26 protein-coding genes and 1 tRNA gene are annotated in these 25,427 nt (G+C 69.7%); 5 read left to right on the forward strand and 22 right to left on the reverse strand.

All coding sequences use genetic code 11. From position 1 onward, the window contains the following. The 5 genes from ACGWYL_RS04315 to ACGWYL_RS04335 are packed head-to-tail and all read right to left on the reverse strand — an operon-like array spanning window position 1 to window position 4,449. Complete coding sequence (locus ACGWYL_RS04315; protein ID WP_395486516.1) at window positions 1-789, reverse strand: exodeoxyribonuclease III; 789 nt, start codon at window positions 787-789, stop codon at window positions 1-3. After that, on the reverse strand, window positions 789-2,075 hold the full coding sequence (locus ACGWYL_RS04320) for a class I SAM-dependent methyltransferase (RefSeq protein ID WP_395486517.1): 1,287 nt from the start codon (window positions 2,073-2,075) through the stop codon (window positions 789-791). The genes ACGWYL_RS04315 and ACGWYL_RS04320 overlap by 1 nt, the downstream gene beginning before the upstream one ends. Next, window positions 2,072-3,430 (reverse strand): FAD-dependent oxidoreductase, encoded by a 1,359-nt coding sequence (locus ACGWYL_RS04325; protein ID WP_395486518.1) that lies wholly within the window; start codon window positions 3,428-3,430, stop codon window positions 2,072-2,074. The genes ACGWYL_RS04320 and ACGWYL_RS04325 overlap by 4 nt, the downstream gene beginning before the upstream one ends. Before the next feature lie 10 nt (window positions 3,431-3,440). Beyond that, window positions 3,441-4,106 (reverse strand): pirin family protein, encoded by a 666-nt coding sequence (locus tag ACGWYL_RS04330; RefSeq protein ID WP_395486519.1) that lies wholly within the window; start codon window positions 4,104-4,106, stop codon window positions 3,441-3,443. Further along, window positions 4,099-4,449, reverse strand: coding sequence for a metallopeptidase family protein (locus ACGWYL_RS04335; RefSeq protein WP_179422450.1), 351 nt, complete (start codon window positions 4,447-4,449; stop codon window positions 4,099-4,101). Before ACGWYL_RS04335 ends, ACGWYL_RS04330 begins: the two co-directional genes overlap by 8 nt. 136 nt (window positions 4,450-4,585) lie before the next feature. On the opposite strand from ACGWYL_RS04335, the gene ACGWYL_RS04340 reads away from it, so the two are divergent. The 5 genes from ACGWYL_RS04340 (at window position 4,586) to ACGWYL_RS04360 (ending at window position 8,970) form a co-directional block, all read left to right on the forward strand. Beyond that, a tRNA-Glu gene (locus ACGWYL_RS04340) sits at window positions 4,586-4,658 on the forward strand. Window positions 4,659-4,815: 157 nt separating this feature from the next. Next, complete coding sequence (locus tag ACGWYL_RS04345; protein ID WP_395487233.1) at window positions 4,816-6,591, forward strand: ATP-dependent nuclease; 1,776 nt, start codon at window positions 4,816-4,818, stop codon at window positions 6,589-6,591. Window positions 6,592-7,025: 434 nt separating this feature from the next. Next, a complete protein-coding gene (locus tag ACGWYL_RS04350) occupies window positions 7,026-7,676 on the forward strand; it encodes a hypothetical protein (RefSeq protein ID WP_395486520.1) in 651 nt (216 codons plus the stop codon). A gap of 182 nt (window positions 7,677-7,858) precedes the next feature. Beyond that, window positions 7,859-8,467 carry a hypothetical protein gene (locus ACGWYL_RS04355; protein WP_395486521.1) on the forward strand — a complete coding sequence of 203 codons (609 nt, stop codon included), beginning with the start codon at window positions 7,859-7,861 and terminating at the stop codon, window positions 8,465-8,467. A gap of 32 nt (window positions 8,468-8,499) precedes the next feature. Further along, window positions 8,500-8,970, forward strand: coding sequence for a nitroreductase/quinone reductase family protein (locus tag ACGWYL_RS04360; protein ID WP_269303943.1), 471 nt, complete (start codon window positions 8,500-8,502; stop codon window positions 8,968-8,970). Window positions 8,971-8,976: 6 nt separating this feature from the next. Here the strand turns inward: ACGWYL_RS04360 and ACGWYL_RS04365 are convergent, their stop codons facing one another. The 17 genes from ACGWYL_RS04365 to ACGWYL_RS04445 all read right to left on the reverse strand — a co-directional run bounded on the left by ACGWYL_RS04365 (window position 8,977) and on the right by ACGWYL_RS04445 (window position 25,410). Further along, complete coding sequence (locus ACGWYL_RS04365) at window positions 8,977-9,966, reverse strand: MDR family oxidoreductase (protein WP_395486522.1); 990 nt, start codon at window positions 9,964-9,966, stop codon at window positions 8,977-8,979. A 35-nt stretch (window positions 9,967-10,001) separates the two neighbouring features. Further along, entirely contained in the window at window positions 10,002-10,736 is a 735-nt protein-coding gene (locus tag ACGWYL_RS04370; protein ID WP_179422436.1) for an aspartate/glutamate racemase family protein, read from the reverse strand. 10 nt (window positions 10,737-10,746) lie between these two features. Further along, a complete protein-coding gene (locus ACGWYL_RS04375) occupies window positions 10,747-11,562 on the reverse strand; it encodes a hypothetical protein (RefSeq protein WP_395486523.1) in 816 nt (271 codons plus the stop codon). Continuing rightward, on the reverse strand, window positions 11,559-11,909 hold the full coding sequence (locus tag ACGWYL_RS04380; protein WP_179422432.1) for a cupin domain-containing protein: 351 nt from the start codon (window positions 11,907-11,909) through the stop codon (window positions 11,559-11,561). The genes ACGWYL_RS04375 and ACGWYL_RS04380 overlap by 4 nt, the downstream gene beginning before the upstream one ends. A 15-nt stretch (window positions 11,910-11,924) precedes the next feature. After that, the gene (locus ACGWYL_RS04385; RefSeq protein ID WP_395486524.1) at window positions 11,925-12,623 is read right to left on the reverse strand and encodes an SDR family oxidoreductase; all 699 of its coding nucleotides are present in this window, start codon (window positions 12,621-12,623) and stop codon (window positions 11,925-11,927) included. After that, complete coding sequence (locus tag ACGWYL_RS04390; RefSeq protein WP_179422428.1) at window positions 12,620-13,774, reverse strand: FAD-binding oxidoreductase; 1,155 nt, start codon at window positions 13,772-13,774, stop codon at window positions 12,620-12,622. The genes ACGWYL_RS04385 and ACGWYL_RS04390 overlap by 4 nt, the downstream gene beginning before the upstream one ends. Window positions 13,775-13,821: 47 nt before the next feature. Next, entirely contained in the window at window positions 13,822-14,544 is a 723-nt protein-coding gene (locus ACGWYL_RS04395) for an SDR family NAD(P)-dependent oxidoreductase (RefSeq protein WP_395486525.1), read from the reverse strand. After that, window positions 14,541-14,888, reverse strand: coding sequence for a RidA family protein (locus ACGWYL_RS04400; protein ID WP_179422424.1), 348 nt, complete (start codon window positions 14,886-14,888; stop codon window positions 14,541-14,543). Before ACGWYL_RS04400 ends, ACGWYL_RS04395 begins: the two co-directional genes overlap by 4 nt. A 20-nt stretch (window positions 14,889-14,908) precedes the next feature. Beyond that, on the reverse strand, window positions 14,909-16,900 hold the full coding sequence (locus ACGWYL_RS04405; protein ID WP_395486526.1) for an FAD-dependent oxidoreductase: 1,992 nt from the start codon (window positions 16,898-16,900) through the stop codon (window positions 14,909-14,911). After that, window positions 16,897-18,246 (reverse strand): MmgE/PrpD family protein, encoded by a 1,350-nt coding sequence (locus ACGWYL_RS04410; protein ID WP_179422420.1) that lies wholly within the window; start codon window positions 18,244-18,246, stop codon window positions 16,897-16,899. The genes ACGWYL_RS04405 and ACGWYL_RS04410 overlap by 4 nt, the downstream gene beginning before the upstream one ends. An 84-nt stretch (window positions 18,247-18,330) precedes the next feature. Beyond that, window positions 18,331-19,503, reverse strand: coding sequence for an ABC transporter substrate-binding protein (locus ACGWYL_RS04415; protein ID WP_395486527.1), 1,173 nt, complete (start codon window positions 19,501-19,503; stop codon window positions 18,331-18,333). A gap of 111 nt (window positions 19,504-19,614) precedes the next feature. Next, a complete protein-coding gene (locus tag ACGWYL_RS04420; protein ID WP_190263501.1) occupies window positions 19,615-20,787 on the reverse strand; it encodes an ABC transporter substrate-binding protein in 1,173 nt (390 codons plus the stop codon). A gap of 9 nt (window positions 20,788-20,796) precedes the next feature. Continuing rightward, window positions 20,797-21,561 carry an ABC transporter ATP-binding protein gene (locus ACGWYL_RS04425; RefSeq protein ID WP_395486528.1) on the reverse strand — a complete coding sequence of 255 codons (765 nt, stop codon included), beginning with the start codon at window positions 21,559-21,561 and terminating at the stop codon, window positions 20,797-20,799. Further along, window positions 21,554-22,324 (reverse strand): ABC transporter ATP-binding protein, encoded by a 771-nt coding sequence (locus ACGWYL_RS04430; protein ID WP_179427893.1) that lies wholly within the window; start codon window positions 22,322-22,324, stop codon window positions 21,554-21,556. Before ACGWYL_RS04430 ends, ACGWYL_RS04425 begins: the two co-directional genes overlap by 8 nt. Next, entirely contained in the window at window positions 22,321-23,379 is a 1,059-nt protein-coding gene (locus ACGWYL_RS04435; RefSeq protein ID WP_179427891.1) for a branched-chain amino acid ABC transporter permease, read from the reverse strand. The genes ACGWYL_RS04430 and ACGWYL_RS04435 overlap by 4 nt, the downstream gene beginning before the upstream one ends. After that, window positions 23,379-24,248, reverse strand: a complete 870-nt coding sequence (locus ACGWYL_RS04440) for a branched-chain amino acid ABC transporter permease (protein WP_179427889.1) — start codon at window positions 24,246-24,248, stop codon at window positions 23,379-23,381. Before ACGWYL_RS04440 ends, ACGWYL_RS04435 begins: the two co-directional genes overlap by 1 nt. A gap of 7 nt (window positions 24,249-24,255) precedes the next feature. Then, window positions 24,256-25,410 carry an FAD-binding oxidoreductase gene (locus ACGWYL_RS04445; RefSeq protein ID WP_269303966.1) on the reverse strand — a complete coding sequence of 385 codons (1,155 nt, stop codon included), beginning with the start codon at window positions 25,408-25,410 and terminating at the stop codon, window positions 24,256-24,258. Window positions 25,411-25,427 lie beyond the last annotated feature (17 nt).

Genomic DNA, 25,427 nt, shown 5'->3' on the forward strand with positions numbered 1-25,427 from the left:
TCAGTCGGCGAGGTCGACCACGACGGGCGCGTGGTCGCTGGCGCCCTTGCCCTTGCGCTCCTCGCGGTCGATGAACGCACCCTCCACGCGCTGCGCGAGAGCCGGCGAGCCGAGCACGAAGTCGATCCGCATGCCCTTCTTCTTCGGGAAGCTCAGCTGCGTGTAGTCCCAGTACGTGTAGACGCCCGGGCCGGGGGTGTGCGGGCGGACGACGTCGGTGAAGCCGGCGTCGACCACGGCCGAGAAGGCGGCGCGCTCGGGCTCGGAGACGTGGGTGCGACCCGCGAAGACCGCCATGTCCCACACGTCGTCGTCCTGCGGCGCGATGTTCCAGTCACCCGTCAGTGCGATCTGCGCCTCGGGGTCCTTCGCGAGCCACGCCTGACCCGCGTCGCGCAGCCGCGCCAGCCACTCGAGCTTGTAGGCGTAGTGGGCGTGGTCGAGCTCCCGGCCGTTCGGGACGTAGAGGCTCCACATCCGCACACCACCGCACGTGGCGCCGATGGCCCGCGGCTCGAGGAGGTCCTCGTACTGCGGCTGGTCGACGCCGAACGAGCGCTCGACGTCCTCGAGGCCCACGCGCGAGATGATCGCGACGCCGTTCCACTGGTTGACGCCGACGTGCGCGTACTCGTAGCCCAGCGCCGACAGCTCCAGGCCGGGGAACTGGTCCTCACGGCACTTGGTCTCCTGGATCGCGAGGACGTCGACGTCGTGCCGGTCGAGCCAGCCGACGACGCGGTCGATGCGGCTGCGGATCGAGTTGACGTTCCACGTCGCGATGCGCATCAGAAGTCGACTCGCAGGGGGTAGGAGGACTGTCCGTCAGCGGGGGTGTTCACGCCGAGCACGTGGGTCAACTGGATCTCGTTCCTCTCGAAGGCCAACCGCGATCCTGCCATGTAGAGGCCCCACACCTTGGCCCGGCCCTCGGTGACCTCGTCGAGCGCCTCGTCCCAGTGGTCGACCAGGTTCTGGCACCACGCGGCGAGCGTCAGCGCGTAGTGGTCGCGCAGGTTCTCGACGTGACGGACCTCGAAGCCCTCGTCCTGCATCGCGCTCACGATCGTGCCCGACCCCGTGAGCTCGCCGTCGGGGAAGACGTAGCGATCGATGAACTGCCCGGCCGTGGCGCGTCCCGTGTTGTCGCGGCGCGTGATGCAGTGGTTGAGCATGCGGCCGTCGACCTTCACCTTGCTCCGCGCGAAGGCGAAGTAGTCGGCGTAGTTGCGCACGCCGATGTGCTCCGTGAGACCGATCGAGCTGATCGCGTCGAAGTCGGTCTCGGGGACGTCGCGGTAGTCGCTGAAGCGCACCTCGGCGAGGCCGGACAGGCCCTGGCGCTCGATGGCCTGCTGCGCCCACTGGGCCTGCTCGCGCGACAGCGTGACGCCGAGCGCCTGCACCCCGTAGTGCTGCGCGGCGTGCCGGACCATCCCGCCCCAGCCGCAGCCGAGGTCGAGCAGCCGGTCGCCGGCCTTGAGGTCGAGCTTGCGGCAGACGAGGTCGTACTTCTCGGCCTGGGCCTCCTCCAGGCTCGCGTCGGGCTTGGGGTAGACGGCGCACGTGTAGGTCATCGACGGGCCGAGGACCAGCTCGTAGAACCGGTTCGAGACGTCGTAGTGGTGGTGGATCGCCTCGGCGTCGCGGCCCTTGCTGTGCCGCAGGCCCTCCAGGGCGCGCCGCCACTTCGGCAGGTGCTCCTCGGCCGGCGGGGTGGGCGGTCGGAGGTTGCCGAAGCCCAGGCTGCGGACGATCTGCAGCATCTCGGGGGCGCTCGGGACCCGGAACTTGAGGCGGCTCATGAGCGCCTTCATGATCTCGTACGGGTCGCCGGGGTGGACGCCCTCGACCTCGAGGTCGCCCGACACGTAGGCGCGCGCGAAGCCGAGGTCGCCCGGGGCGGTCATGAGGTAGGCCAGGCCGCGCTCGTTGACCAGGCGCAGGCGCAGGAGGGAGTCCTCCGGCCCGAGCGAGCTGCCGTCGAACGCCTCGAACCGTATGGGCATGCCGTCGCGCAGGAGCCGTTCGAAGGCCTCCGCGATCGTCAGTCGCGTCTCGGATGCGATGCTCATGAGTTCCTCACCGCCTTGTCGTAGAGAGAGTGGAGTCGAGCCTGCGGGTCGTACCGGTCTCGCAGCCGGTCGAGCCCCGCGGTGTCGTAGAGGGAGTCGAAGGTCTCGCGGTCGTAGAAGGCCTCGGAGTAGAGCGACTTGTGGCCGCCGAGCCGGTGCACCTCGGCCTCGATCCGGCGGTTCACGGTGCCCGGCTCGGAGTCCTCGGGCACGACGACGGTGCCCCAGAAGCCGACGTTCACGTAGACCTCGCCGGGCACGAGCGGGTAGGTGGGCCACGCGCGCGTGGTGCGCAGCGGGCACAGCCAGACCGGCCGCATGCCGACCTCGCGGTCGAACCAGGCGAGGAAGTCGTCGAGCCGCTCGAGCGGGACCTCGATGTCCTGGATGACGCGCTCGCGACCCGGGACGTGCTTGAGGCGGTCGAGCACGCGGCTGACGCCGACGGTGGAGTCGAGCGCGACGAGCCGGTGGTAGACGTCGCTGCGGCGCCAGCGGCGCGGCCAGACCCGGCGGGCCAGCGGGTGCTGCGCCCCGAACGCGGCCGAGCACCAGAACCAGTCGGTGTCCCAGCGCCACAGGTAGTCCTCGAGCGTCAGCACGTCCTCGCGGCGCTGCTGGATCGAGCGGTAGTAGACCTGCTGGCCCGTGTAGTCGCTCGTGGGCAGGTCGGTGTCGGCGAAGCGCGCGAGGCTGAGGTAGACCTCATCGGGAGTGAAGGCGGTGCCGTCGACGGCATCGACCTCGACCCCCTCCCAGCGGCCCGTCTCGGCGATCTCGGCGATGGCCTTGGCGGCGTCCACGGCCGAGCCGAATCGCACGTGGCGCAGGTGGGCCTGGGCGGGCACGGGCTCCAGTCGGATGCGGAGGCGCACCGCGTAGCCGAGGCTGCCGTAGGAGTTCGGGAACGCCGCGAACAGCTCGGCGTGCTCGTTGTCGGGAGTGGCGGTGACGATCTCGCCCGAGCCCGTGAGCACGTCCATCTCGAGCACGGCCTCGTGCGGCAGGCCCAGGCGCAGCGACGTGGACTCGATGCCGAGTCCGGTGACGGCACCGCCGAGGGTGATGGTGCGCAGCTGTGGCACCACGGTGGGCACCAGGCCGTGCGCGAGCGTCTCCTCGACGAGCCGCTCGTACGTGCACATGCCCTGGACGTCGGCGGTGTGGCTGACGGGGTCGATCTCGATGACCCCGTCGAGTCCCGAGACGTCGAGGCCGGGGCCGTCGGTGCGGCCGCGGGGGCGAAAGAGGTTGGAGGTCTTCTTCGCGAGTCGGACGGGGCGTCCCTCGGGGATCGCCCGCCACGAGGCGAGGAGGGTGTCGACGGCGTGCTCGTGCTGCGTCCAACCCTGCATACTCCGCAGGCTATCCCCGTGGATGGTCCGGCAACCAGACCAAGGTCTCCACATTCTCTCCGGCGAGTCTCAGCGTGACCGGGCCGTGGACCCGCAGCTCGTCGCCGCCGGCGAGGGTGATGCCGTCGACCGTGACGGGTCCGCGGGTCACGTGCACCAGGGCTCCAGCCGGGGCGGCGACCTCGAGCGGCTCCCCCGCCGGTCGCGCGACCAGCAGCCGGGCGTCGGCGTGGACGGGCACCGTCTCGTGCAGGCCGGGACCGTCGGGCACCGTGACCTGGGCGTACTCGGGGGCGTCCCAGTTGCGGCTGCGCAGCATCATCTGGACGAATCGGAGGGGCTCGGTGGCGCTGGCGTTGCGCTCGGCGTGGGTGACGCCGGAGCCCGCGCTGAGCCGCTGGGCGAGGCCGGGCGCGACCTCGCCGCGCTGGCCCGTGGAGTCCTCGTGGGCGAGCACGCCGTCGAGCACCCACGTGACGATGTCGGCGTCCTCGTGGCGGTGGTCGTCGTAGCCGACACCCGGGGCGAGGCGCTCCTCGTTGATCGCCACGACCGGCCCGAAGGCGACGTTGTCGGGGTCGTAGTGCCGCCCGTACGAGAACGAGTGGAGCGTCTCGGTGCCCTCGGCGACGGTGCGGTAGCGGTCGGCGGAGCGGCGGACGACGCGGTCAGGCATAGCCGAGCTCGTGCAGTCGCGCGTCGTCGATGCCGAAGAAGTGGGCGATCTCGTGGACCACGGTGATGCGGACCTCCTCGACGACCTCCTCCTCGGTCTCGCAGATCGCGAGGGTGGGGTTGCGGTAGACGAAGATGCGGTCGGGCACGACACCGGCGTACGTGGAGTCGCGCTCGGTGAGCGGGATGCCGTCGTAGAGGCCGAGCAGGTGGGGGTCCTCGGGCGGTGCGTCGTCCTCGATGAACAGCACCACGTTGTCGAGCCGGTCGGCGAGCTCGGCGGGCACGTCGGCGAGGGCCGCGGTCACCAGCTCCTCGAACCGGTCCGGGTCGACGTCGATCACGCCCCGAGTCTAGGTGGCTCCCCGAAGCGCCGACAGTGACGTTCGCGGGGCCATTCGGGCGGATCGAGCCCGCGAACGTCACCGCCACCGCTTCGGGCGGAGGTCGCGCGTTGCCCTATGCTGGACGGGTTGTCCGGCCCCCTTCGTCTAGCGGCCTAGGACGCCGCCCTTTCAAGGCGGTAGCGCGGGTTCGAATCCCGTAGGGGGTACTCGCTCGGTCAACTCGGGCCTCCGTTGCAAGAGGCCGTTTCACCGGGTCGTCGGTGAAGCCCTCAAGCAACGAATTCGACTCTAGGAGTCGCCACCCGAGGTAGCCTCACTCCGTAACACGGGAGATGAAGGAGCCCAACTTTGCCGAGCCAGAGATTGAGATCGTTACAGCTCGTCAACTATAAGGGCTTTAGGAATCACTCGATCAGCTTCCGAGAGACGAATGTCCTCGTGGGAGCGAACAACTCAGGAAAGTCGACCGCGCTTGGCGCACTTCGACTTCTCGCCGCGATGTTGCCGCGCGCACGGAGCGTGCGCCCGGACGGGATCGGCCAGATCGAAGGTCGTGTGCAGCAGGGCTGGCGGATCACTGCCAAGGCCATCGAGGCGTCCGCGTTCTCGGACGAGAACATTCGCCACGACTTCCGGTTGGACGAAACCCGAATCGAACTTACAGTCAACAACGGTGCCCGCTTGGTGGCGTCATGGCCGGACCTGAGCGACTTAGATGACGATCAATCGGCCCCCGGAGGGACCTTCTTTGTCTTTCCACCAGATGGCGGAAAGATACTTCAGCCTAGGCAGGTAGCAAAGGACCGTATTCCCGACATCGCGGTGGTGCCCACCCTCACGCCTTTGGACGACAGAGAGGCTCACATCTCTGATGACACGCTTCGACGCCATCGTACGAGTAAGCGGTCTAGTCGGTATTTTCGCAATGCGCTGGACCGCCTGACCCAGGACGAGTGGGATGAGTTCCGTGCATTCGTATACGAGCGGACCCCGGAGATCTCGAATCTCGGACTACACAGAGCACTTGGGACCGTCGAGGACGACTACGATCTCTTCTTCGAAGAGGAGGGAACACGACGCGAACGCGAGATCGGATGGGCCGGTGACGGCATCCAGATTTGGATCCAGGCGCTGTTCCACATCTGGCGCCAGAAGGAATCTCCGGTCCTTATCCTCGACGAGCCTGACGTATTTCTGCACCCGGACTTGCAGCGCCGCCTCGCTCGCGCGCTCTTCTCCAACGAGCAACAGACCATTCTCGCAACCCATAGCATTGAGATCCTTGCCGAAGCGGAGCCCGGTAGCGCCGTGTGGATTGACCGGTCGCGTAGACGAGCAGAGCGCCCTCGGGCTGGGGGCGCACTCGGGCTTGTCGGCCGACGCCTCGGAAGTGGATACGAACTCGGGATAGGTCGTGCCCTGCGTAGCCGGCTCGCTTTGTTCGTTGAAGGCGATGATGTGCCAATCATCGCGTTGCTCGCCCGTAACCTCGGCGAGTCGGCCGTCGCGTCATCCGATCTCTACGCGACTGTTCCCTTGGGGGGCTTCAGTCGGAATGCAGTCGCGGGTGCGTTCGCTGAAGCGATCGCTGCTATAGGCGCCGAGGTCCAGACGGTGGTTGTCCTTGACTCGGATCTTCGTAGTCAAGATGTGCTGGACTCAGACCGATCGGACTTGGTCAAGGCTGGCGCTGCCGTCCATATCTGGAGGCGCCGAGAACTCGAAAACTATCTACTGAGCGCTGCTTCAATAGCGAAGGTGTCTGGGGTCAGTATTGACGAGGCTGAAGCCCTTCTCTCTTCGGCTCTCGACGCGTCACATAGCGAGGCCCTGACCACCCTGCAGGCTCAGCGTCTTGCCGAACGAAGAGCGAAGGGCAGTAAGACGGGCCATCTCTCAGAGAAGTCGGTACTGGAAGCATCAAATCAAGAGTTCGCGGAGCGCTGGAAGTCAGAGTCAGGTCGGCTCGCGCTCGTCGATGCGAAGGCCGTGATCAGACGTTTGAACACGGCACTTCAGGCACGTAAAGCTAAGACCGTCAATGCCCACGCACTCGCGAAGAACATCCCCCGCACAGATATGCACAGCGACGTCGAAGACTTGGTGCGGATGATTGCTGCGAAGCTCGCTGCCCACTGACATTGTGCGCCACAGCTTGGCGATTCCACACTCACGCAACAAAGCCACACGCTGAAGGCGCCACGAGGAAAGCTCCCCCAAGCGAGGTCACGACCGCCGGCCCCAAATCAGGATCTCGGAGTCGGAAGCCAGGAACCACTCCAGCTCGTCGACTCAGCGACAGGATCGCAACCCCCGACCACGAATGGGGCTGAGTTTCCACCAGATCACGCGGAAGTTGGGAGACGCCCCGACTTGCCCACCAACCCTGGAAATTCTGGGAGAATCCACGCGATCACAAGTTCGTGGCATCAACGTGTTGACACACTCGCCAGCAACCATCCGCGAGTTCGAGACCAGTGCGTCGTTCCTTCGCCCCTGCGACGAGTACCTGAGCGCGACGGACGATGATCGAGGGAAGTCATACTGCAAGCGTTCCGGACATAATCTGACCCGTGGACCTTTCCAGCATCTTCGCCAGTACTGTCGAGGACCTACGCAATCGATCCCGCTACACCGCCTCCGAATACGACGCAGTGCAAGCATCGGGACTTCTCCGACGCCTGCTGATTGATGGCACAGCAATCGCACCTCAAGCAGTCAAAGCACTAGGCCTCGACCATCCGAAGTACGAGTGGGCATCCGTCTACATGGGCGAGGTGTCCGGCGCGTTGCTGGACGCGAATCTGTTTCGAAGCGTGGGTCGTGCCCTCTTCGAACGGGACCCCACGATCAGTGTGGCTATCCGCACGGGTGATCAAGCGGAGTTTCTGGCGTGGGAAGTGTCCTCTCGATCACCTGACGGATCCGTAACCGTCAAGGACCTGATCAGGCACTACGCAGTCGTCGAAGGCGGCGTGCACTACGGACAGGCTTGGAATCGAGTCCCGGCGAGGCTGCAGACGTTGCTGTCCCACCCTGCCTACGCGCCGCGTCTACGAGAGACGCTCGCTGCAGTTGGTCGAATCGTGGCCTCAGCGCTCTCCGGTCCGGCGATGATCGCCGCACATCCCGAACTCCGAGCTAGCGTGGAGCGCGCAGCCGCGAGCATGCCCGACGCCGCCGCGAATGCTGGTAAGGCAACCCCGAATCGGACCGAGGCATGACGTGCGAGCGGAAGGATCTTCGGACCCAACGCGCTGTTTTCCGCTTTGTCACTATCCGTGACTCGACGAGAGCCGCGGCCGGCGCGGGCCGCGGATTCCGGGATCGGCGCCGTGGCCACGTAGGGTGGTGGGGCCTTGGCATGCCGCCAGCGCCCCCCACCTTCCGAGCCGAACTGCTGCACATGCCCCAGAGAACCCTGCCTCCCACCGCCGACGCGGAGGAGACGCCCCGCCTGCACTGGGCCGCCCTCGTCTTCACGATCGCGACCATGCTCAGCGCCGCGGTCGTCGGCCTCACCGCGAGCGACCACTTCACCCGCCTCACGATGGCCGCGAGCGTCATGGGCTGCATCGCGCTGTGGCAGACGCTGCGCGATCCGGTGGTCATGGTGGGCCTGACGGTCGTGATCCTGGGTGCCGTCCTCGGCTGGGGACTGAACTTCTACGACCGCATCTGGTGGTACGACGACTTCGCCCACTTCACGTTCTCGCTCGTCAGCACGATGGGCATCGCCCGGCTGCTGCTGCACAAGTACCGCGCCGAGTCCGCCGCGCTGCTGCTGGTCGCCCTGTGGCTGTCGTGGCTCGGCATCGGCTCGCTGTGGGAGATCGGCGAGTGGACATCGGACCAGCTGCAGGCCACGCACCACTCGCGCGGCTACGCCGACACGATGGCCGACATGATGCTGAACTCGGCCGGCTCCGCGATCGGCATCTGGATCTACTGGACCTGGCTGCGCACCCCCGCCGACCGCGCCACGGTCCCGCCCCCGGCCGACTCCGCGCGCTAGGTTCGAGGCAGGGCCCGACCCAGGAGGACGGCATGAGCTTCGAGACACCCACCGGCACCCGAGGACGCAAGAGCACGAGCAATCCCCTGATGCGACTGGTCAACCGGTTCATGGTCCGCAAGGCCCGCCGCTCGGAGACGGCCTCGCTCGGGCGCATGCGGATCCTCGCACTCACCACGACCGGCGCGAAGAGCGGCCAGCGCCGCGAGACGCCGCTCGCCTGGTTCCCCGGCGACGACGGCACGTGGCTGGTCGTGGCCTCGGCGAACGGCGCCGCGAAGAACCCCGCGTGGTACCACAACCTCGCGGCGCACCCGGACGACGCGACGATCGAGATCGGCGACCGCCGGATCGCGGTCACCGCCGAGCAGCTGCACGGGCACGAGCGCGAGGCGGCGCTCGCGGCGATCATCGCCGCCGCCCCGAACTTCGCCGGCTACGGCGACAAGACCGACCGCGAGATCCCGGTCATCCGACTGACCGAGCGTCCCGCGGCCGGCTGACGCGCGTCAGGCGCCGGCGACGTCGATGACGACGCGGCCGCGGATGCCGCCCGAGAGGATCTTCTCGCTCAGCGCGGGCAGGTCGGTGAAGGCCGCGTCCACCGCCACGGCGCGCAGGTCCTCCTCGGAGAACAGCTCGTCGAGGCGCGACCACGCCTGCTTCCGCGCCTCGAGCGGCGCATGCACGCTGTCGACGCCGAGCAGCGCGACGTTGCGCAGGATGAACGGCATGACGGTGGCGGGCAGGCCGTGGCCGCCGGCGAGTCCGCACGCGGCCACCGCGCCGCCGTAGCGGATCTGCGAGAGCACGTTGGCCAGCGTGGTGCCGCCGACGCTGTCGACAGCAGCGGCCCAGCGCTCCTTCGCGAGCGGCCGCGGGTCGCCCGAGAGCTCGTCGCGCGCGATGATCTCCGACGCACCGAGGTCCGTGAGGTACTGGTGCTCGCTGTCCTTGCCCGTCGCGGCGTGGACCTCGTAGCCGAGGCGCGCGAGGGTGGACACCGCGAAGCTGCCGACGCCGCCCGTCGCGCCGGTCACCAGGACCGGGCCGTCCTCGGGCGTCACGCCCGCGGCCTCCAGGCGCAGGACGCACAGCATCGCCGTCAGGCCTCCGGTGCCGACGGCCATGGCGCCCCACGGGCCGAGGCCGGCGGGGGTGGCGACGACCGAGTCCGACTCGATCCGCTGGTACTGCGAGTAGCCGCCGGCCTTGGTCTCCGACAGCTCCGCGCCGGTGAGCACGACCTGGTCGCCCTCGGCGAAGTCCCCGCCGCCCTCGACGACCTCGCCGGCCAGGTCGATCCCGCAGGTCATCGGGAACGAGCGCACGACGCCGGGCTTGCCCAGGATCGCGAGGCCGTCCTTGTAGTTGAGCGACGAGTGCGTGACACGGACGAGCAGGTCGCCGCCGGTCAGCTCGTCGCGGTTCGAGGTCACCAGCTCGGCGGGCTGCTTGGGCGCGTCGACCCGGTAGGCCTTGAAGGTGGTCTCGGTCATGGGTGTCTCCTCGGACGTTGCGGTCGAATCGATGGTCAGAAGGTGCCGGTGTACGGCCGCGGGGCGACCGCGGCGTGGACGTACCGGATGAACTGGGTCCAGTCCCACACTGGCAGGCCCGTCGCACGATGCACGGCGGAGGTGTACGGCGGGAGGTCGCTGCACTCCAGGAAGATGCCGCCGATCGGCGCCTCGCGGGTGGCGCGCACGGCGGCGTCGACGACGTCGCGCTCCATGATCTCGGTGTCGAGCGTGCCGTTCTCGCGGAAGATCGCGTCGACGAAGTGCTCGTACTCCTCCATGCCCACGATGTGCAGCCTGTCGAGGTCGGTGAAGCCCGCGGCCTCCAGCAGGGTGGGGGTCATGTTGGCGCCGTTCGCGGTGACGAGCGCGAGCCTGCGGTGCGAGCCCAGCATCGTCGTCAGCATCGGCAGCTGCTGCAGGCTCGACAGGAACACCGGGATGTCGAGCGCCTCGGCGACGGCCGGCTGGTAGGCCGCCATGAAGCCGCAGTTGCTGGTGATCGCGCGGACGCCCTCGTCCTGCAGCCGCAGGGCGGCCTCCACGACGCGACCCGTCGAGTCCGGGTCGGCGCCGTTGAGGACGGCCGAGCCGTCCATGCCCTCGATGCCGAGGTAGCGGATCGGGAAGTCGAACGTCGAGGCGTTGCCGATGTCGCCGGGCGGGAACGCGATGTGCCACTCGGCGCTCAGCATCCCGATCGTGTAGCCGTAGGACACCTGGCCCTTGCGCGCTTCGTAGACCGTCATCGTCGTCCTCTCACTTCCAGTCGTCGGCGTGCTCGCGCACGAAGTCGTCGAACGTGCGGGGCGCGCGTCCGGTCAGGTCCTCGAGGTCCGTCGTGATGTCGGCGTACCGCCCCTCGCGCACGTCGACCAGCAGCTCGGCGTAGTAGGAGCCGCGCTCCGTGCCGTCGTCGTAGGTCGTCGCGAGCTCCTCGACGCGCAGCGGGTCGGCCGCCTCCACGATGCGTCCCGTGACCACACCGATCCGGCGGGCCAGCTCGGGCACGCCGAAGGACTCCGGACCCGTGAGCGTGTAGCCGCGGCAGCAGTGGCCGTCCTCGGTGAGGGCCACGAGCGCCGCCTCGGCGATGTCGCGCGTGTCGAGCCACGACACGGGCGCGTCCCCGGTGGGCAGCGCGATCGTGCCGTCGACGACGCCGGCGCGGAAGCCGCCGCCCGCCGAGAAGTTCTGGAAGAACCAGCTCGGTCGCAGCAGCGTCCACTCGCCGTCCCACCGCTCCAGGACGCGCTCGACCGCTCGGTCCGGGTCGGCGTCCGGCTTGTCGCCCCGCCCCATCTCCGAGAGGAGGACGACGCGCCGGATCGCGGGCGCGGACGCGAGCAGGTCGGCGACGAGCTCGGCCATGCCCGTGCCGTGGGGCGGCTTGACCAGGTACAGAGAGCCGACGCCCTCGAGGGCCGCACCCCACGTGGCGCGGTCGGTCCAGTCGAAGACCCGGTCGCCGCAGCCAGGGCGGCTCGAGAGCCGCACGTGCGCGATCCCGCGCTCCGCGAGCAGGGCCGCGAGGTCGCGCCCGGTCTTGCCCGACGCGCCCGTCAGCGCGATCACGACTCCATCGTCTCCAGCCAGTTGGCCGGCACGAGGCAGAAGAACGCGTTCGTCCCGGGCGTGCCCTCGTACTCGACCGTGCAGCCCTTCTCGAGCGTCACGACCTCGCCGGCCGGCACCACGATCGTCTCGTCGCCGACGTGCAGCGAGAGCTCGCCGTCGATGACGTAGAACGCCTCCTCGTACGGCAGGGTCCACGGCTCGGAGCGGCCTCCGTCGGGGAACCGCACGATGCCGGCGGACAGCTCGGACAGGCCGTTCGGCATCGAACGGCGCTCGATGTCGATCGGCCCGTTCTGGGCGGTGAAGTCGGCGTTGAAGGGCGCCAGGCGGACGGGGTGGGACATGGAGGCTCCTCGGGTTCAGGGAAGGGGGATCATGCCGCCGTCGACGACATGGTTCTGGCCGGTGACGAACGACGCCTCGTCCGAGAGCAGGAAGCGCACGACCGTGCCGATCTCGTCGGGCTGGGCGTAGCGACGCTGCGGGATCGTGGCCAGGCGCTCCCGGTCGACCGGGTGGGTCTGCACGAAGCCCGGCAGGACGCAGTTGGCGCGGATGCCGTCGGCCGCGACCCGCGTGGCGTAGAGCTTCACCCAGCTCTGCACCGCCGCGCGGACGACGCTCGAGACGGGCATCGCCGGCTCGGGCAGGAGCGAGGCGTAGCTCGTCACCACGGCCCAGGCTCCACGACCGGCCGCCTGCATGTGCGGCGTGACCAGCCGGGCCAGGTCGACGACGCTCGTGAACAGCAGCTCGAAGCCGGTGCTCCAGTCCTCGTCGGTGAGCTCCAGCAGGTCGCCCTTCGGCGGGTGGCCGGAGTTCACGGCCACGGCGTCGATGCGGCCGAACCGCTCGATCGTCGTGGCCACGAGGTGCTCGCGGTCGGCCGCGTCCGTCAGCGAGCCACGCACGGCGACCGCTCCGAGCTCGTTGGCAAGCTCGACGACGGCTTCGGAGCGGGCGAACAGCACGAGGTCGTGCGACGACGCCAGCGTGCGGGCGATCCCCGCGCCGATGCCGCTGCTCGCCGCGGTGACGATCGCGACCGGACGGCTCACTTGCGCGCCGCCCGCAGCCACTCGAGGTTCTCGGTGGCCGTGCGGTGCGGGTCGAACGCCTTCACGTCCAGCACCGGGTCGGGCATGCCGAGCATGAGCTTGGCCAGCAGCTGCGACGCGGCGGGGCCCATCATCGTCCCGTGGCCGTCGAAGCCCGTGATGGTCCACAGGCCCGACTCGACCTCGCCGATGAACGGGTGGCCGTCGCCGCCGGTCGCGTCGGCGGCCGCGCTGATCGTGCTGCGGATGCCGACCTCGGCGAAGATCGGGGCGCGCGTCTCGGACGCCTCGGCGAACTCGGCCAGCATGTCGCTGACGCCGTAGCGCTCCGGCAGGGTGGAGCTCAGGATCGTCACCATGGCGCCGTCCTGCTCGCGCTCCACGCACCAGCCGGTCTCGAGGTCGATCGTCAGCGGCAGGCGCTGGTCGCCCAGGACGGGCGTCGTGAAGCCGTAGTGCACCCACATCGGGAAGATGTCCATGTCGAGGCCGAACTTCGCCAGGAGCTTGGGCGACCCCAGGCCGCTGGCCACGACGACGCGCTCCGCCACGACGGGCTCGGGCCCGGCGATGAGCCAGCCGCCCTCGACCTGCGTGAGGTCGGCGACCTCGAAGCGCTCGCGGATCTTCACGCCGAGCCGGCGCGCGGCCGCGGCCACGCCGTAGACGCCGTCGGTCGGGTTGACGCGGCCGTCCTCGGGGGTCCAGCAGCCGCCGACGAGGCCGTCGGTGCCGAGCCACGGCACGACCTCCTTGAGGTCCCGCGCGGTGAGCATCTCGACGTTCGGCGCGCCGTGCGTCGCCTGCGTCTTGGCCGCCTCGGCGAGCTTCGCGAAGAGCTCCTCGCGGCCGGTCAGCATGAGGTAGCCGTCCTGGTGGTACTGGCACGGCTGATCGAAGACGTCCTCGAACGTCTGCCAGAACCGGCGGCCACGGATGGCCAGCTCGATCTCCGTCGCCGTGCTGAACTGCTGGCGCACGCCACCGAGCGACCCGCCCGTGCATCCGCTGGCCAGCTCGCGACCCTCGAGCACGACGATGTCCTTCTCACCGAGCTCGGCCAGGTAGAAGGCGAGCGTGACACCGACGATGCCGCCGCCGATGATGGCGGTGCCGACCTTGGTCGCGTCGTTGCCGGGTGTCTGTCCCATTGAAGGGTCCTTTCGAAGATGTGGGTGATGTTCAGGGTGTGACGGGATCACATGACGCGTCCACCGTCGGAGACGATGACCTGCCCCGTGACGTTCGGCCAGGAGCTCACGTCGAGGCCGGTGCGGGCGATCTCCGCGGGGTCGGCGATCCGCTTGAGCGGGGTCTCGTCCTCCACCGCGGTCTGCTCGTCGGCCGGGATCGAGGCGTACATGTCGGTGGCGACCGGGCCGGGCGCCACGGCGTTGACCCGCACGTGCGGGGCGAGCTCGCGGGCGAGGGTCTTCGTCAGCCCGATGACCGCCGCCTTCGACGCTCCGTAGGAGACGCCGTGGACCGAGCCCACGACACCACCGGTCGAGGACAGGTTGAGCACGGCTCCCCCGGTCGCCGCGAGGTCGTCGCGCAGCGCCCGGGTCAGCTTCATGGGCGCCTTCACGTGGATCGCGAACGCGTCGTCCCACAGCTCGTCGGTGGTCTCGCCGAGCTCGCCGTGCGCGAGGATGCCGGCGTTGTTCACCAGCAGCGACACGGCACCGAGGTCGCCGGCGGCCGACTTCACGGCGGCGACGCCCTCGTCCGTCGTGACGTCGGCGACGACGGCGACCGCACGACCGCCGATCTCCTCCACCGCGCGCACGGTCTCCTCGGCGTCGGTGCCACGCCCGCGGTGGGTGAGCACGACCGCGTAGTCGCGGCGCGCGCACTCCAGCACGAACGCGCGACCGATGCCGCGCGAGCCCCCGGTGACGACGGCGACGGGAGTCGTCATCGGTCCTCCGGCAGCTGGACGACACCCTCGATCTCGACGAGACCGCCGAGGGGCAGCTCCTGGACCGCGAAGGCCGAGCGAGCCGGCGGGTCGGTCGGGAACCAGCGCGCGTACACCTCGTTCATGTCGGCGTAGTGCTCCATCGACGACATGAAGACGGTGGTCTTCACGACGTCGGCCAGCGTGGCGCCGTGCTCGCGCACGACGGCCTCGAAGTTGGCCAGCGCGCGGTCGGTCTGGTCGCTGGCGCCGTCGACGAGCGCGCCGTCGACGATGCCGAGCTGGCCGGACACGAAGAGCAGCGAGCCGGCCTTGACGCTCGCGCGGAGGGGGTAGGTGGCCATGGGTGGTTCCTTTCGGTAGGTCAGAAGGTCGCGGCGAGTCGGAAGGCCGCGTGGACCGCACCTTCGATGCGGTGGGGGTTCATGACGTCGCCGACCGCGTGCACGGTGACGTCGTCGGGCAGCTCGTCGAACAGCTCGGAGCGCGGCTCGGTCCAGGTGTGGACGACCCAGTCGGCCTCGAGCTCGACGACCTCGGAGGGGCGGACGACCGGCCGTCCGTGGTCGTCGGTGTGGCGGTAGGTCAGCGCCTCGTCGCCGCCGTGGTGGCACAGCAGCCGCGGCCCGTCCGGGTCGAACTCCGTGACCTTGGTGGAGCAGCGGATCGCGATGCCGGCCTCGTGCATGAGCGTCAGGAAGTCGTCGCGGACCTCGGGCTCCACGAGCTCGGCGGGACCCGGCGTGGCGGTCACGAAGGTCACCTCGCAGCCGGCGCGCGCGGCGACGAGGGCCGCCGACATCGCGTTGGTGCGGTGGTGCTCGTCCACCACGACGACTCGGCCCGAGAGGACCGGGTGCCCCGAGACGACGTCGGCCGCGGCGACGAGGCGCCGGTGGTCGCGCGCCGCCCACTGCGGCAGGGTCTCGGCAGCGCCGGTGGCCAGGACCACGATGTCGGGGTCGAGCGCCGCGATGTCGCGACCCTCGGCGGTCCGGCGCAGGCGCAGGTCCACGCCGAGGCGGCGGACCTCGTTGCCCAGCCAGTCGACGGCGTCGACCAGCCCGTCGCGACCCTCGGTGCGCGCGGCGATCCTCACGGTGCCGCCGGTGTCGGGACGCTCGTCGAACAGCGTGACGTCGTGCCCGCGCAGGGCGCTGACCCGCGCCGTCTCGAGTCCGGCGGGCCCGCCGCCGACCACCACGACGCGGCGCGAGGTGGGCGCGGTCGTGGTCTCGATGTCGCCGAGGAAGCGCTCGCGTCCCGTGACGGGGTTGTAGACGCACTTCACGTTGCGGTGACGGCCCAGCTCGCCCTGGCACATCTGGATGCAGCCGATGCAGGGCCGGATCTCGTCCTCGCGCCCCTCGAGCATCTTCGTGACGAGGTGGGGGTCCGCGATGTGGGCGCGCGTCATGCCCACGAAGTCGGCGTCGCCGGCCTCGATCGCCGCGGCGGCCATCGCGGGATCCGTGATCCGCCCGACCGCGCCGACCGGCAGGCCGACGCGCTCGCGCACGGCACGCGCGTAGTGCAGGTAGCAGCCGCGGCGCACCGCCATCGTGGGGATGACCGAGCCGTTGAAGTTCGCCGAGACGTTCATCCCGTCGACGATGCCGAGCTCGTCGATCCGCTGGTCGATGTCGAGCCAGGCGGCGGTGTCCAGCGACCCCTCGGTCTCGTCCGACCCGTTGACGCGCACCATCAGCAGGGCGCCGCCGATCCGCTCGCGCACCGCCTCGAGCACGCGCCGGCAGAAGAGGAAGCGCGCCTCGTCGCTGCCGCCGTACTCGTCGGTGCGGCGGTTCGTCAGGGGCGAGAGGAACAGGTTGACCAGCTGGCCGTGACCCACGGCGATCTCGACGCCGTCCATCCCACCGCGCACGGCCCGCTCGGCCGCGCTGGCGAAGGCCTCGACGATCTCGTCGACCTGGCGCCGCGTCATCTCGCGCGGGACCGAGCCGTAGAGGTGGTGCGAGAATCCCGAAGGCGCCCAGACGCCGCCGTCGCCGCCGTCGGTGCGCCCGCCCATGTGCCCCAGCTGGGGCACGATCACGGCGCCGTGGGCGTGCACGGCCTCCGAGAGACGCTCGTAGCGCTCGACGATCCGGTCGTCGAAGTTGTGGTAGATCCCGTAGGGCGTGGGCGAGCTCGGGTGCACGGCGGTCGTGCCCATCGAGACCATCGCCGCGCCGCCCTTCGCCCGCTCGGCGAAGTACGCGACGTCGTCGTCGTTGGGCAGGTGCTCGGTGTCGATGTTGTGCGTCGCGTGGGCCGTGACGACGATGCGGTTCCGCAGCGTGACCGGACCGAGCCGCAGCGGCTCGACGAGGGAGCGCAGGTGGGCGGACGTCATGCCCATGCCTCCCACGCAGGGGCCGAGGCGTCGAGGACGAGCGCGTCGTCGTCCCGCAGTCCCGCCAGGACCCGGTCGGACTGCTCCCCCAGCGCCGGCGTCAGCAGCAGACGCCACTTCTCCTGCAGCTCGGCGCGACCGAAGTCGGTGCCGGGATCGCCCGGGGCGTCGAGGAAGACGCCGTCGACGCTGGCGCCGTCGGTGGTCTCGATCGTGACGCGGCTCGGGTAGCGCGCCGGGTAGTGCTGGTCGAGGTCGGCGTCGTGCTCGAGGACGACCCGCGAGGCGAGGTCGAGCCGCTCGGGCTCGGCGAGGACGGACTCGTCCATCTCGGCCGCACCGGCGGCGCCGTGCAGCGCGATCGAGGCCAGCACGAACGGGAAGCTGTACTGCGCGGAGTCGATCGTGCCGGGACGGAGCTCGTCGAGGAACGTGGCGGCCTGGTGGGTCCCCACGCGCACCCGTGCGATCCGCTCGGGCGTGATCGCGTGCTCGGCGAGCAGTCCGCGGAAGCCCGCGGCGGCGGCGTGCGTGTAGCGGCAGGCCGCGAACGACTTGAAGTAGGTGTTGCCCGTCTCGTAGACCTCGCCGATGCTCGTGACGAACGGGTCCTCGGCCGCCCCGGGCTGGTGGAACGGGGTCGCGGGGAGCACGTCGTTGTCGGCGAGCGCGTAGCCCTCCGGCAGGCTCATGAAGCCGGCGGCCGCGAGCTCGGCGGCCATGACGCCGGTGGCGGCGCCCCAGCCGATCGACTCCTTCACCATGGGCGAGCCGAACGTGGCCATCGGGGCGTGCAGCCAGCCGATCTTCACGGCGCGCTCGATCTCGTCGGCGTCGGCTCCGGAGACCTTGGCGGCCGCGGCGGCGGCGCCGATCGCGCCCGCGCAGCCCGTGCAGTGGTAGTGGTCGCCGTCGTGCTTGGGCCACAGCAGGTGCGCGGCCCGCAGGCCGATCTCGTAGCCGACGACCTGCGCCGTGAGCGCCTCCGCCACGGTGGTGCCGCTCGTCGCCGCCGCGAGCACGGCGGGCACGATGACCGACCCGGGGTGGATCGCGCCGGCCAGGTAGTGGCCGTCGTCGAAGTCCAGGGCACTGGCCGCGACGCCGTTGGCGAAGGCGGCCATGGTGGGCGACGAGCCCTGGCCGCGGCCGACGACCGGGGACGGGCCCGCGGTGCGGCCGGTGACCTTCGCGGCGATGCCGGCCGAGCCGGTCACGGCTCCCCCGACCATCGTCGAGACGGTGTCACTCAGGGCGTCGGCGGCCCGCTCGCGGACGGCGCTCGGGACGTCCTCCCAGCGCAGGCCGGCGGCCCAGTCGGACATCTTCTTGAGGGGATCGGTCATGAGGAGCTCCTGGCAGGACGAGACGTGAGGGGGGTGGGCGGGAGGGTCGGGGCGCCCCGTGAAGGGGCGGGGCGCCCCGACCGGTCACGGGGTGAACGAGGCGAACGCGCCGTCCTGGATCTCCAGCAGCGCCGTCGCCGGGGAGTCCGGGTCGACCGCCGCACCCTGGTTCTCGTCGAAGCGGAACGTGCCGCGGATCGGCAGCTCGAACGACTCGGTGTCGGCGACCTGCGAGATCAGCGACTCGCGGTCCTCGCCACCGTTCTCGAGCCCGTCGAGGAAGACGAAGAACGAGTCGTAGGCGACCGCGTTGGCCTCACCGGGCGCCTCGCCGTTGTCCGCGGAGTACGCGTCCACGAAGGACTTCACGCCCTCCGACGAGGAGTTCGGGTCGAAGACCGCGTTCACGAGCACGCCCTCGACGGCGTCCTTGCCGGCGATCTTGACCAGCTCGGGGGTGTTGGAGCCGGCCGTGACGAGGATCTTCACGTCGTCCCAGCCCAGGGCGTCGGCCTGCTTGATCTGCAGGGCGGCGTCCGTGTACGTGTTCAGCAGGACGATCGTGTCGACGCCCTGGTTGCGCAGCGTGGTCAGCTGGGGCGTGAAGTCCTTCTGTCCGGTGGTCGTGGCGATCGAGTCGACCACCTCGAGGCCCGCGTCGGGCGCGGTCTCCTCGAAGGACTCCACGAGTCCGGTGCCGTAGTCGTCGTCCGAGGCGATCAGGCCGACCTTCTCGGCGCCGATCTCCCGACCCGCCTGGTACGCCATCTCGGCACCCATGGAGGCGTCGTCGATGAGCGTGCGGAAGAGGTTCTCGTGCAGCTCGGCCGTGATCTCCGGGTTCGACGAGTAGCTGACGAACAGCGGGATGCCGCAGCGCTCGTAGATCGGCATCGCCGCGAGGGTCACGGACGAGTTGCTGTGCCCGAAGACGGCCATGATGTCGTCGTCGTCGCAGATCTTCTGCGCCACCGAGGCGCCCTGGTTCGGGTCGGCCACGTCGTCGAACGACTTGACCTCGATCTTCGCGCCCTTGAGCGGGCCGGACTCGACGCCGCCCGCGTCGTTGATCTGCTTCGCCGCGAACTGGACGCCCGCGAGCTGGTTCTTGCCGTAGATCGCGTTCTCTCCGGTCATCGGTCCTGCGACGGCCACGACGATCGTGTCCTTGTCACCGGCCTCGTCACCGCCCCCACAGGCGCTCAGCATGAGCGCTCCACCGGCCAGCGCGGCCAGCATCAGCTGTTTCCTCGACATGTCACTCCTGGTTTTCGTTGGTTGGGAGTTGCTGCCACGACCGGACGGCCGCCGCGATGGTGGGGAAGTGGTGCCCGGCGGGCGCGGAGTCCGCACCCGCCGGACCGGGACTCACGCGCCGGGGCGCGTCTTGATCTCGCCGCCCTGCACCTGCAGCAGCGACTGCGAGGGCTTGCCGGGCGTGACCGTGGGCTCGTGCTTGTCGTTGAAGACGAACTCCCCGACGATCGGCAGGTCGAAGGACTCGATGCCGTCGATCGTGCTGATCAGCGACTCGCGGTCCTTCGCGCCCTCGTCGAAGGCCCGGAAGACGACCCACGCGGAGTCGTAGGCCACGGCCGCGCCCTCGCTGGGCTCGCGACCATTGGCGTCGCTGAACGCCTTGACGAACGCCTGGGTGCCCTCGTTGCTGCTGCCCGGGTCGAAGATCGCCGAGACGTACGTGCCCTCGGCGGCCTCGGCACCGGCGATGTTGACCAGCTCGGGGTTGTTGGCGCTGGCCGTGACCAGGATCGGCACGTCCAGTCCGAGGGCCTTCGCCTGCTTGATCTGCAGCGCGGCGTCCGTGTAGAGGTTCAGCAGGACGAGGCTGTCGATGCCGGCGTTCTTCAGCTCGGTCAGCTGCGGGGTGAAGTCCTTCTGACCGGTCGTGGTGACCAGGCTCTTGGCGACCGTGAGGCCGAGCTCCTCGGCGGCGGGCTCGAAGTTCTCCTTCAGGCCGACGCCGTAGTCGTCGTCCGACGAGATGACGCCGACGTTCTTGCCCTTCAGCTCGCCCGCGGCGAAGCTGGCCATCTCGGCGCCCAGCTTGGCGTCGTCGACGAGCGTGCGGAACAGGTTCTCGTGCAGCTCGGCCGTGATCTCGGGGTTCGAGGAGTAGCTGACGATCAGCGGGACGCCGCAGCGCTCGTAGATCGGCTCGGCCGCCAGGGTCGCGGAGGAGTTGACGTGGCCGAAGACGCCGATGACCTCGGTGTCGTCACAGATCTTCTGCGCGACCGACGCGGCCTGGTTCGGGTCGCCCGCGTCGTCGTACTTGACGACCTTGATCTTCTTGCCCTTCAGCGGACCCTCGGGGATGCCGCCGCCCTCGGTGTACTGGTCGACGGCCAGTTGGATGCCCGCCAGCTGCTGCTGGCCGTACTCGGCGCTGTCGCCGGTCATGGGTCCGGCGACCGCCAGGACGACGGTGTCGGAGTCACTGCTGCCGGAGCCGCCGCCACACGCACTGGCCAGGAGGGCCGTGCTGAGTGCGGCGGCCAGGGCCACGCGCTTGCTGAACATGTGTTGCTCCTACTTCTCTTGCGGGGGGTTGGTGGCGGCAGCCGCCTCGGCGTCGGCCGAGACGACTCCCAGGAACTGGTCGGCGAAGTGCTCGTTGTGGCGCAGCTCCTCGGACGTGCCGGAGTAGAGGATCGAGCCCGAGCCGAGCGCGTAGACGCGGTCGGCGATCTCCATCGCGCCGAGCGCGTTCTGCTCGACCAGCAGCACCGTGACGCCGCGGTCGCGCAGCTGGCTCACGAGCTCGAGGATCTGGTCGGCGAGCACGGGCGACAGGCCCATCGACGGCTCGTCGAGCATGATCATCGTCGGATTCGCCATGAGCGCGCGCTCCACGACGAGCCACTGCTGCTCGCCGCCGGAGAGCTGCCCGGCCGTGCTGCCGGCGCGGCGCGCCAGGATCGGCGTCGACGCGATGATCTCGTCGGCGCGCTTCGCCGCGGCGCGGAAGTCGCCCGTGTACGCGCCCGCCATGAGGTTCTCGCGCAGCGTGAACCGGGGGAACACGTGGCGGCCCTCCGGGACGTGCACGAGTCCGGCCGAGACGATCCGGTGCGCCGGGGTGCGCGCGAGGTCGGTCCCGTCGAACGAGGCCTCCCCGGCCACGGGCCGCAGCAGGCCTGAGAGCGTCTTGAGCAGCGTGGACTTGCCGGCGCCGTTCGCACCGACCAGCGCGACGATCTCGCCGCGGTTGACCTCGATCGAGACGCCGTCGAGGGCGGTGACGGGTCCGTACTGGACGCACAGGTCCTTGGCTTGCAGCAGCAGGTCAGGCATTGCGGAACCTCTTTCCCAGATACGCCTCGAGCACCTGCTCGTCGGAGCTCACGGTCTTCGGGTCGCCGTGGGCGATGCAGAGTCCGGCGTCGAGCACCATGACCCGTGACGCCGTGTTCATGACGACGTTCATGTTGTGCTCGATGACCACGATCGAGAGGTCTCGCTGGGCGTGGATCTGGCGGATCAGGGTCACGAGCGACGCGGCCTCGCGCGGGTTCATGCCGGCAGCCGGCTCATCGAGCAGGAGCAGCTTCGGCGAGGTCGCCAGCGCCCGCGAGATCTCCACGCGGCGCTGGTCGCCGTAGCTGAGGTCCGTGGCGATGTGGTCGGCCTTGTCCGCGATCCCGACGAACTCGAGGATCTCGTCGGCGGCCTGGCGGGCCGACGCCTCACGGGACGACCTGCCACGGCGCAGCGCGTCGTACCAGTGGAACGTCGAGTGCATCCCGATGAGGACGTTGTCCCGCACGGTGAGCCCGGGCGCCAGGCGGATGTTCTGGAACGTCCGCGCCAGCTTGTACCGCTTGCTCAGGATCCGCGAGGACGGCCAGCGGACGTCGTTGCCGCCGATCGTGAGCGAGCCGGACGTGGGCTTGTAGATGCCCGAGAGCACGTTCAGCAGGGTGGTCTTGCCCGATCCGTTCGGCCCGATCAGGCCGACGATCTCGTTCTCGGCGACCTCGAAGTCGACACGGTCGAGGGCGATGACGCCTCCGAACCGGCAGCCGACGTCGGTCGCCTTCAGCAGGGTCGTGCTCATCGGCTGACCTCCTCCTTCTCGTGCTCGTCCTCGATCTCGTCCGCCGCGGGCGTCGCAGCCGGCGCGCCCTTGCGGCGGCCGATCCTCCCGATGAAGGGCAGCCGGACCGCGTTGGGCGTCCGCGAGCTCAGCCCGAAGATCTGGGCGAGACCGCCCGGACGCCAGAGCAGGATCACGAGCATCAGCACGCCGAACACGGCCGAGCGGTAGTCGGCCAGGGCTCGCAGGTACTCGGTCGAGCCGATGACGAGGATCGAGCCGAGCAGCGGGCCGATCGTCGTGGCCATGCCGCCGATCAGGACGATCTCGACCACGAGGATCGACTGGTCGACCTTGAACGTCGCGGGTCCGACGAAGCCCAGCAGCAGCACCTGCAGCACGCCGGCGAGACCGGCGATCGCGCTGCCGATGCCGAACGACAGGACCTTGGTCAGCGGCACGTTGATCCCGTGGGCGCGGGCGATGATCTCGTCCTCGCGCACCGCGAGCATGGCCCGGCCGAAGTACGACCGTCCCAGGACCCAGGCGAAGCCCATCACGACGACGGTGACCGCGAGGATGAACAGGTACGTGTTCTCCAGCGGCGCCAGGTCCCAGCCGAAGAAGTTGCCGGCGGGGATGCCCGGGAGGCCGGTCGCGCCGCCCGTCAGGTCCTTCTCGTTGATGAGGAACAGGTAGAAGATCTGGCCGACGCCGAGCGTCACGAGGGCGAGGTAGTCGCCGCCCGCGCGCCATGAGGTGAGGCCGACCAGCAGTCCCACCACGCCCGCCCCGACGGTGGCCGCGACCATGACGAGCAGCAGCGGCATGCCGGTGTCGAGCAGGAGCCGCGCCGAGACGTAGGCGCCGACGCCGAAGACGGCGGCGTGGCCGAAGCTCAGCAGACCGGTGAACCCGAGGATGATGTTGAGACCCGTGGCGAACACCGTGAACACGAGGATCAGCGCGGCGACGCGCACCGTGTACGGCTCGACGAGATTCGGCAGCAGGACCGCGGCGACCAGCGCGATCGCGCCGATGGCCCAGAGGAGCTTCTTGGGGAGTACCTGCAGCATCAGACACGCTCCTGGATGCGGGCACCGAGCAGGCCGGTGGGACGGACGAGGAGGATCGCGATCAGCAGGACGAACGCCACCGCGTCGCGGTAGGAGCCGGTCGCGGGGCCGACGGTGGACTCCAGCACGCCGATGACCAGGCCGCCGATCATGGCGCCCTGCAGGTTGCCGATGCCGCCGACGATCGCGGCCGCGAAGCCCTTGAGCAGCACCGCGAAGCCCATGCCGAGGTAGACGACCTCGAGCGTGTTCGCGTAGAGCAGGCCGCCGACGACGCCCATCGCGCCACCGGTCAGGTAGACGACGGCGATCGTGCGGTTGACCGGCACGCCCATGAGGCGGGCGGCCGTCATGTCCTGCGCGACCGCGCGGATCGCGAAGCCCGCCTTGGTGAACTTCAGGAACGCCAGGAAGGCGAACATCGCGACGAACGCCACGACCAGCGTGACCACCGCCGACTTCGAGATCTGCAGGTCGCCGATGTGGACGTAGCCGCCGCCGGTGAACGACGGGAACGGCAGCGTGCCGTTGCCCCAGATGCGCTCGACGATGTTCCGGATGATGAGTCCGGCGCCGAGCGTGGTCATCATGGGGATGAGCAGATGCTGGGTGAGGACCGGCCGTACCGCGACCTCCTCCACCGCGACCGCCAGCAGGCTGCCGACGACGATGCCGCCGAGGCACGCCAGGGGCAGCGGGACGCCGAGCGTGTAGAGCCCGTACGTCGAGAACGCGCCGGCCATGAGGATGTCGCCGTGGGCGAAGTTGACCAGCCCGAGCGCGCCGTAGACGACCGAGAATCCGATCGCCACGAGGGCGTACGTGCTGCCGATGGTCAGACCGTTGATGATCTGCTGCAGGAGCTCCATGGCGGCCTCAGTGCCCTGCGTCGACGAGCATGCCGGGACGGTGCGGGACGAGCGCGAGCGGGTCGAGGCCACGGTCGAGCAGGTCCTGGGGCGCCTGCTCCCCGCGGGCCAGCGCCGCGCCGAGGCGGGCCGTCGCGGGCGCGGTCTGGATGCCGTAGCCACCCTGTCCGGCGAACCAGAAGAAGCCGGCGGCCTCGGGGTCCTCGCCGACCACGAAGTTGCGGTCGGGGACGAAGCTGCGCAGGCCGCCCCACGAGGTGGAGACGCCCTTCACGCCGATCGTGGTCGCGTCGTTGACCTCGTCGATCGCCCGCGAGATCTCGAGCGAGTCGGGCTTGGCGTCCTTCGGCTCGCTGGGGGTCTCGTCGGCCGGCGAGCACAGGAACTGCTCCCCCTCCGGCTTGACGTAGAACGCCTGGTCGATGTCGCCCAGGATGGGCAGGTCCTTCGTGCCGGCGCCGCCGGGCGAGGAGACCATGAAGATCGTCCGCAGCAGCGGTCGCAGCCCGATCTGGCGCACGCCGGCCGCCTCGGCCACGACGTCTGCCCAGGCTCCGGCGGCGTTGACCACCAGCGGCGCGCGCCGGGTCTCCCCGTCGCTCGTGGTGACCGACCAGCGGCCGTCGTCCTCGCGCTCGATGCGCTCGACCTTGGCGCCCTTGTGGATCTCGGCGCCGTTCTGGCGAGCCGTCCGGACGTAGCCGCCGTGGATCGCCAGGACGTCGAGCTCCATGGCGCCGGGCTCGTACATGCCGACGTTCGAGAAGCCCGGTCGCAGCAGCGGGAACAGCTGCATCATCCGCGCCTCGTCGACCAGCTCGGCATCGGGGACCAGGGGCAGCACGTCGCGGTGCAGCTCCTCGATCACGCTCTCGCGACCCTGCTTCGCGAACTGCAGCAGCGGCCGGGGCGTCATGAGGATCTGCTCGAACTCCGCGGGGGGCTTCGTGAGGAACTCGCGGCTGCCCGTGGTGAGCGCGCGGATGTTCGGTCCGCCGTAGGTCTCCAGGAACGTCGCGGCCGATCGGCCGGTCGTGTGGAAGGCCAGCGAGGACTCCATCTCGACGAGGCAGACCGACCGGTCGCTCGACAGCTCGCTGGCGATCGACACGCCGGCGATCCCGCCGCCGACGACGATCACATCGAATTCGGATTGGGTCATGCGCTCGACTCCCTACC

The organism is Aeromicrobium sp. JJY06, assembly GCF_044069275.1.
GTDB classification, from domain to species: domain Bacteria; phylum Actinomycetota; class Actinomycetes; order Propionibacteriales; family Nocardioidaceae; genus Aeromicrobium; species Aeromicrobium tamlense.

Excerpts from the sequence above, each read along its gene's own strand:
- ACGWYL_RS04370 (WP_179422436.1), bottom strand. The coding sequence starts at position 10,736 with ATGACGGTCTACGAAGCGCGCAAGGGCCAGGTGTCCTACGGCTACACG.
- ACGWYL_RS04330 (WP_395486519.1), bottom strand. The coding sequence starts at position 4,106 with ATGCCTGACCGCGTCGTCCGCCGCTCCGCCGACCGCTACCGCACCGTC.
- ACGWYL_RS04325 (WP_395486518.1), bottom strand. The coding sequence starts at position 3,430 with ATGCAGGGTTGGACGCAGCACGAGCACGCCGTCGACACCCTCCTCGCC.
- ACGWYL_RS04445 (WP_269303966.1), bottom strand. The coding sequence starts at position 25,410 with ATGACCCAATCCGAATTCGATGTGATCGTCGTCGGCGGCGGGATCGCC.
- ACGWYL_RS04365 (WP_395486522.1), bottom strand. The coding sequence starts at position 9,966 with ATGACCGAGACCACCTTCAAGGCCTACCGGGTCGACGCGCCCAAGCAG.
- ACGWYL_RS04315 (WP_395486516.1), bottom strand. The coding sequence starts at position 789 with ATGCGCATCGCGACGTGGAACGTCAACTCGATCCGCAGCCGCATCGAC.
- ACGWYL_RS04320 (WP_395486517.1), bottom strand. The coding sequence starts at position 2,075 with ATGAGCATCGCATCCGAGACGCGACTGACGATCGCGGAGGCCTTCGAA.
- ACGWYL_RS04360 (WP_269303943.1), top strand. The coding sequence starts at position 8,500 with ATGAGCTTCGAGACACCCACCGGCACCCGAGGACGCAAGAGCACGAGC.
- ACGWYL_RS04435 (WP_179427891.1), bottom strand. The coding sequence starts at position 23,379 with ATGCTGCAGGTACTCCCCAAGAAGCTCCTCTGGGCCATCGGCGCGATC.
- ACGWYL_RS04400 (WP_179422424.1), bottom strand. The coding sequence starts at position 14,888 with ATGGCCACCTACCCCCTCCGCGCGAGCGTCAAGGCCGGCTCGCTGCTC.
- ACGWYL_RS04440 (WP_179427889.1), bottom strand. The coding sequence starts at position 24,248 with ATGGAGCTCCTGCAGCAGATCATCAACGGTCTGACCATCGGCAGCACG.
- ACGWYL_RS04395 (WP_395486525.1), bottom strand. The coding sequence starts at position 14,544 with ATGACGACTCCCGTCGCCGTCGTCACCGGGGGCTCGCGCGGCATCGGT.
- ACGWYL_RS04430 (WP_179427893.1), bottom strand. The coding sequence starts at position 22,324 with ATGAGCACGACCCTGCTGAAGGCGACCGACGTCGGCTGCCGGTTCGGA.
- ACGWYL_RS04355 (WP_395486521.1), top strand. The coding sequence starts at position 7,859 with ATGCCCCAGAGAACCCTGCCTCCCACCGCCGACGCGGAGGAGACGCCC.
- ACGWYL_RS04420 (WP_190263501.1), bottom strand. The coding sequence starts at position 20,787 with ATGTTCAGCAAGCGCGTGGCCCTGGCCGCCGCACTCAGCACGGCCCTC.
- ACGWYL_RS04410 (WP_179422420.1), bottom strand. The coding sequence starts at position 18,246 with ATGACCGATCCCCTCAAGAAGATGTCCGACTGGGCCGCCGGCCTGCGC.
- ACGWYL_RS04390 (WP_179422428.1), bottom strand. The coding sequence starts at position 13,774 with ATGGGACAGACACCCGGCAACGACGCGACCAAGGTCGGCACCGCCATC.
- ACGWYL_RS04380 (WP_179422432.1), bottom strand. The coding sequence starts at position 11,909 with ATGTCCCACCCCGTCCGCCTGGCGCCCTTCAACGCCGACTTCACCGCC.
- ACGWYL_RS04425 (WP_395486528.1), bottom strand. The coding sequence starts at position 21,561 with ATGCCTGACCTGCTGCTGCAAGCCAAGGACCTGTGCGTCCAGTACGGA.
- ACGWYL_RS04405 (WP_395486526.1), bottom strand. The coding sequence starts at position 16,900 with ATGACGTCCGCCCACCTGCGCTCCCTCGTCGAGCCGCTGCGGCTCGGT.
- ACGWYL_RS04415 (WP_395486527.1), bottom strand. The coding sequence starts at position 19,503 with ATGTCGAGGAAACAGCTGATGCTGGCCGCGCTGGCCGGTGGAGCGCTC.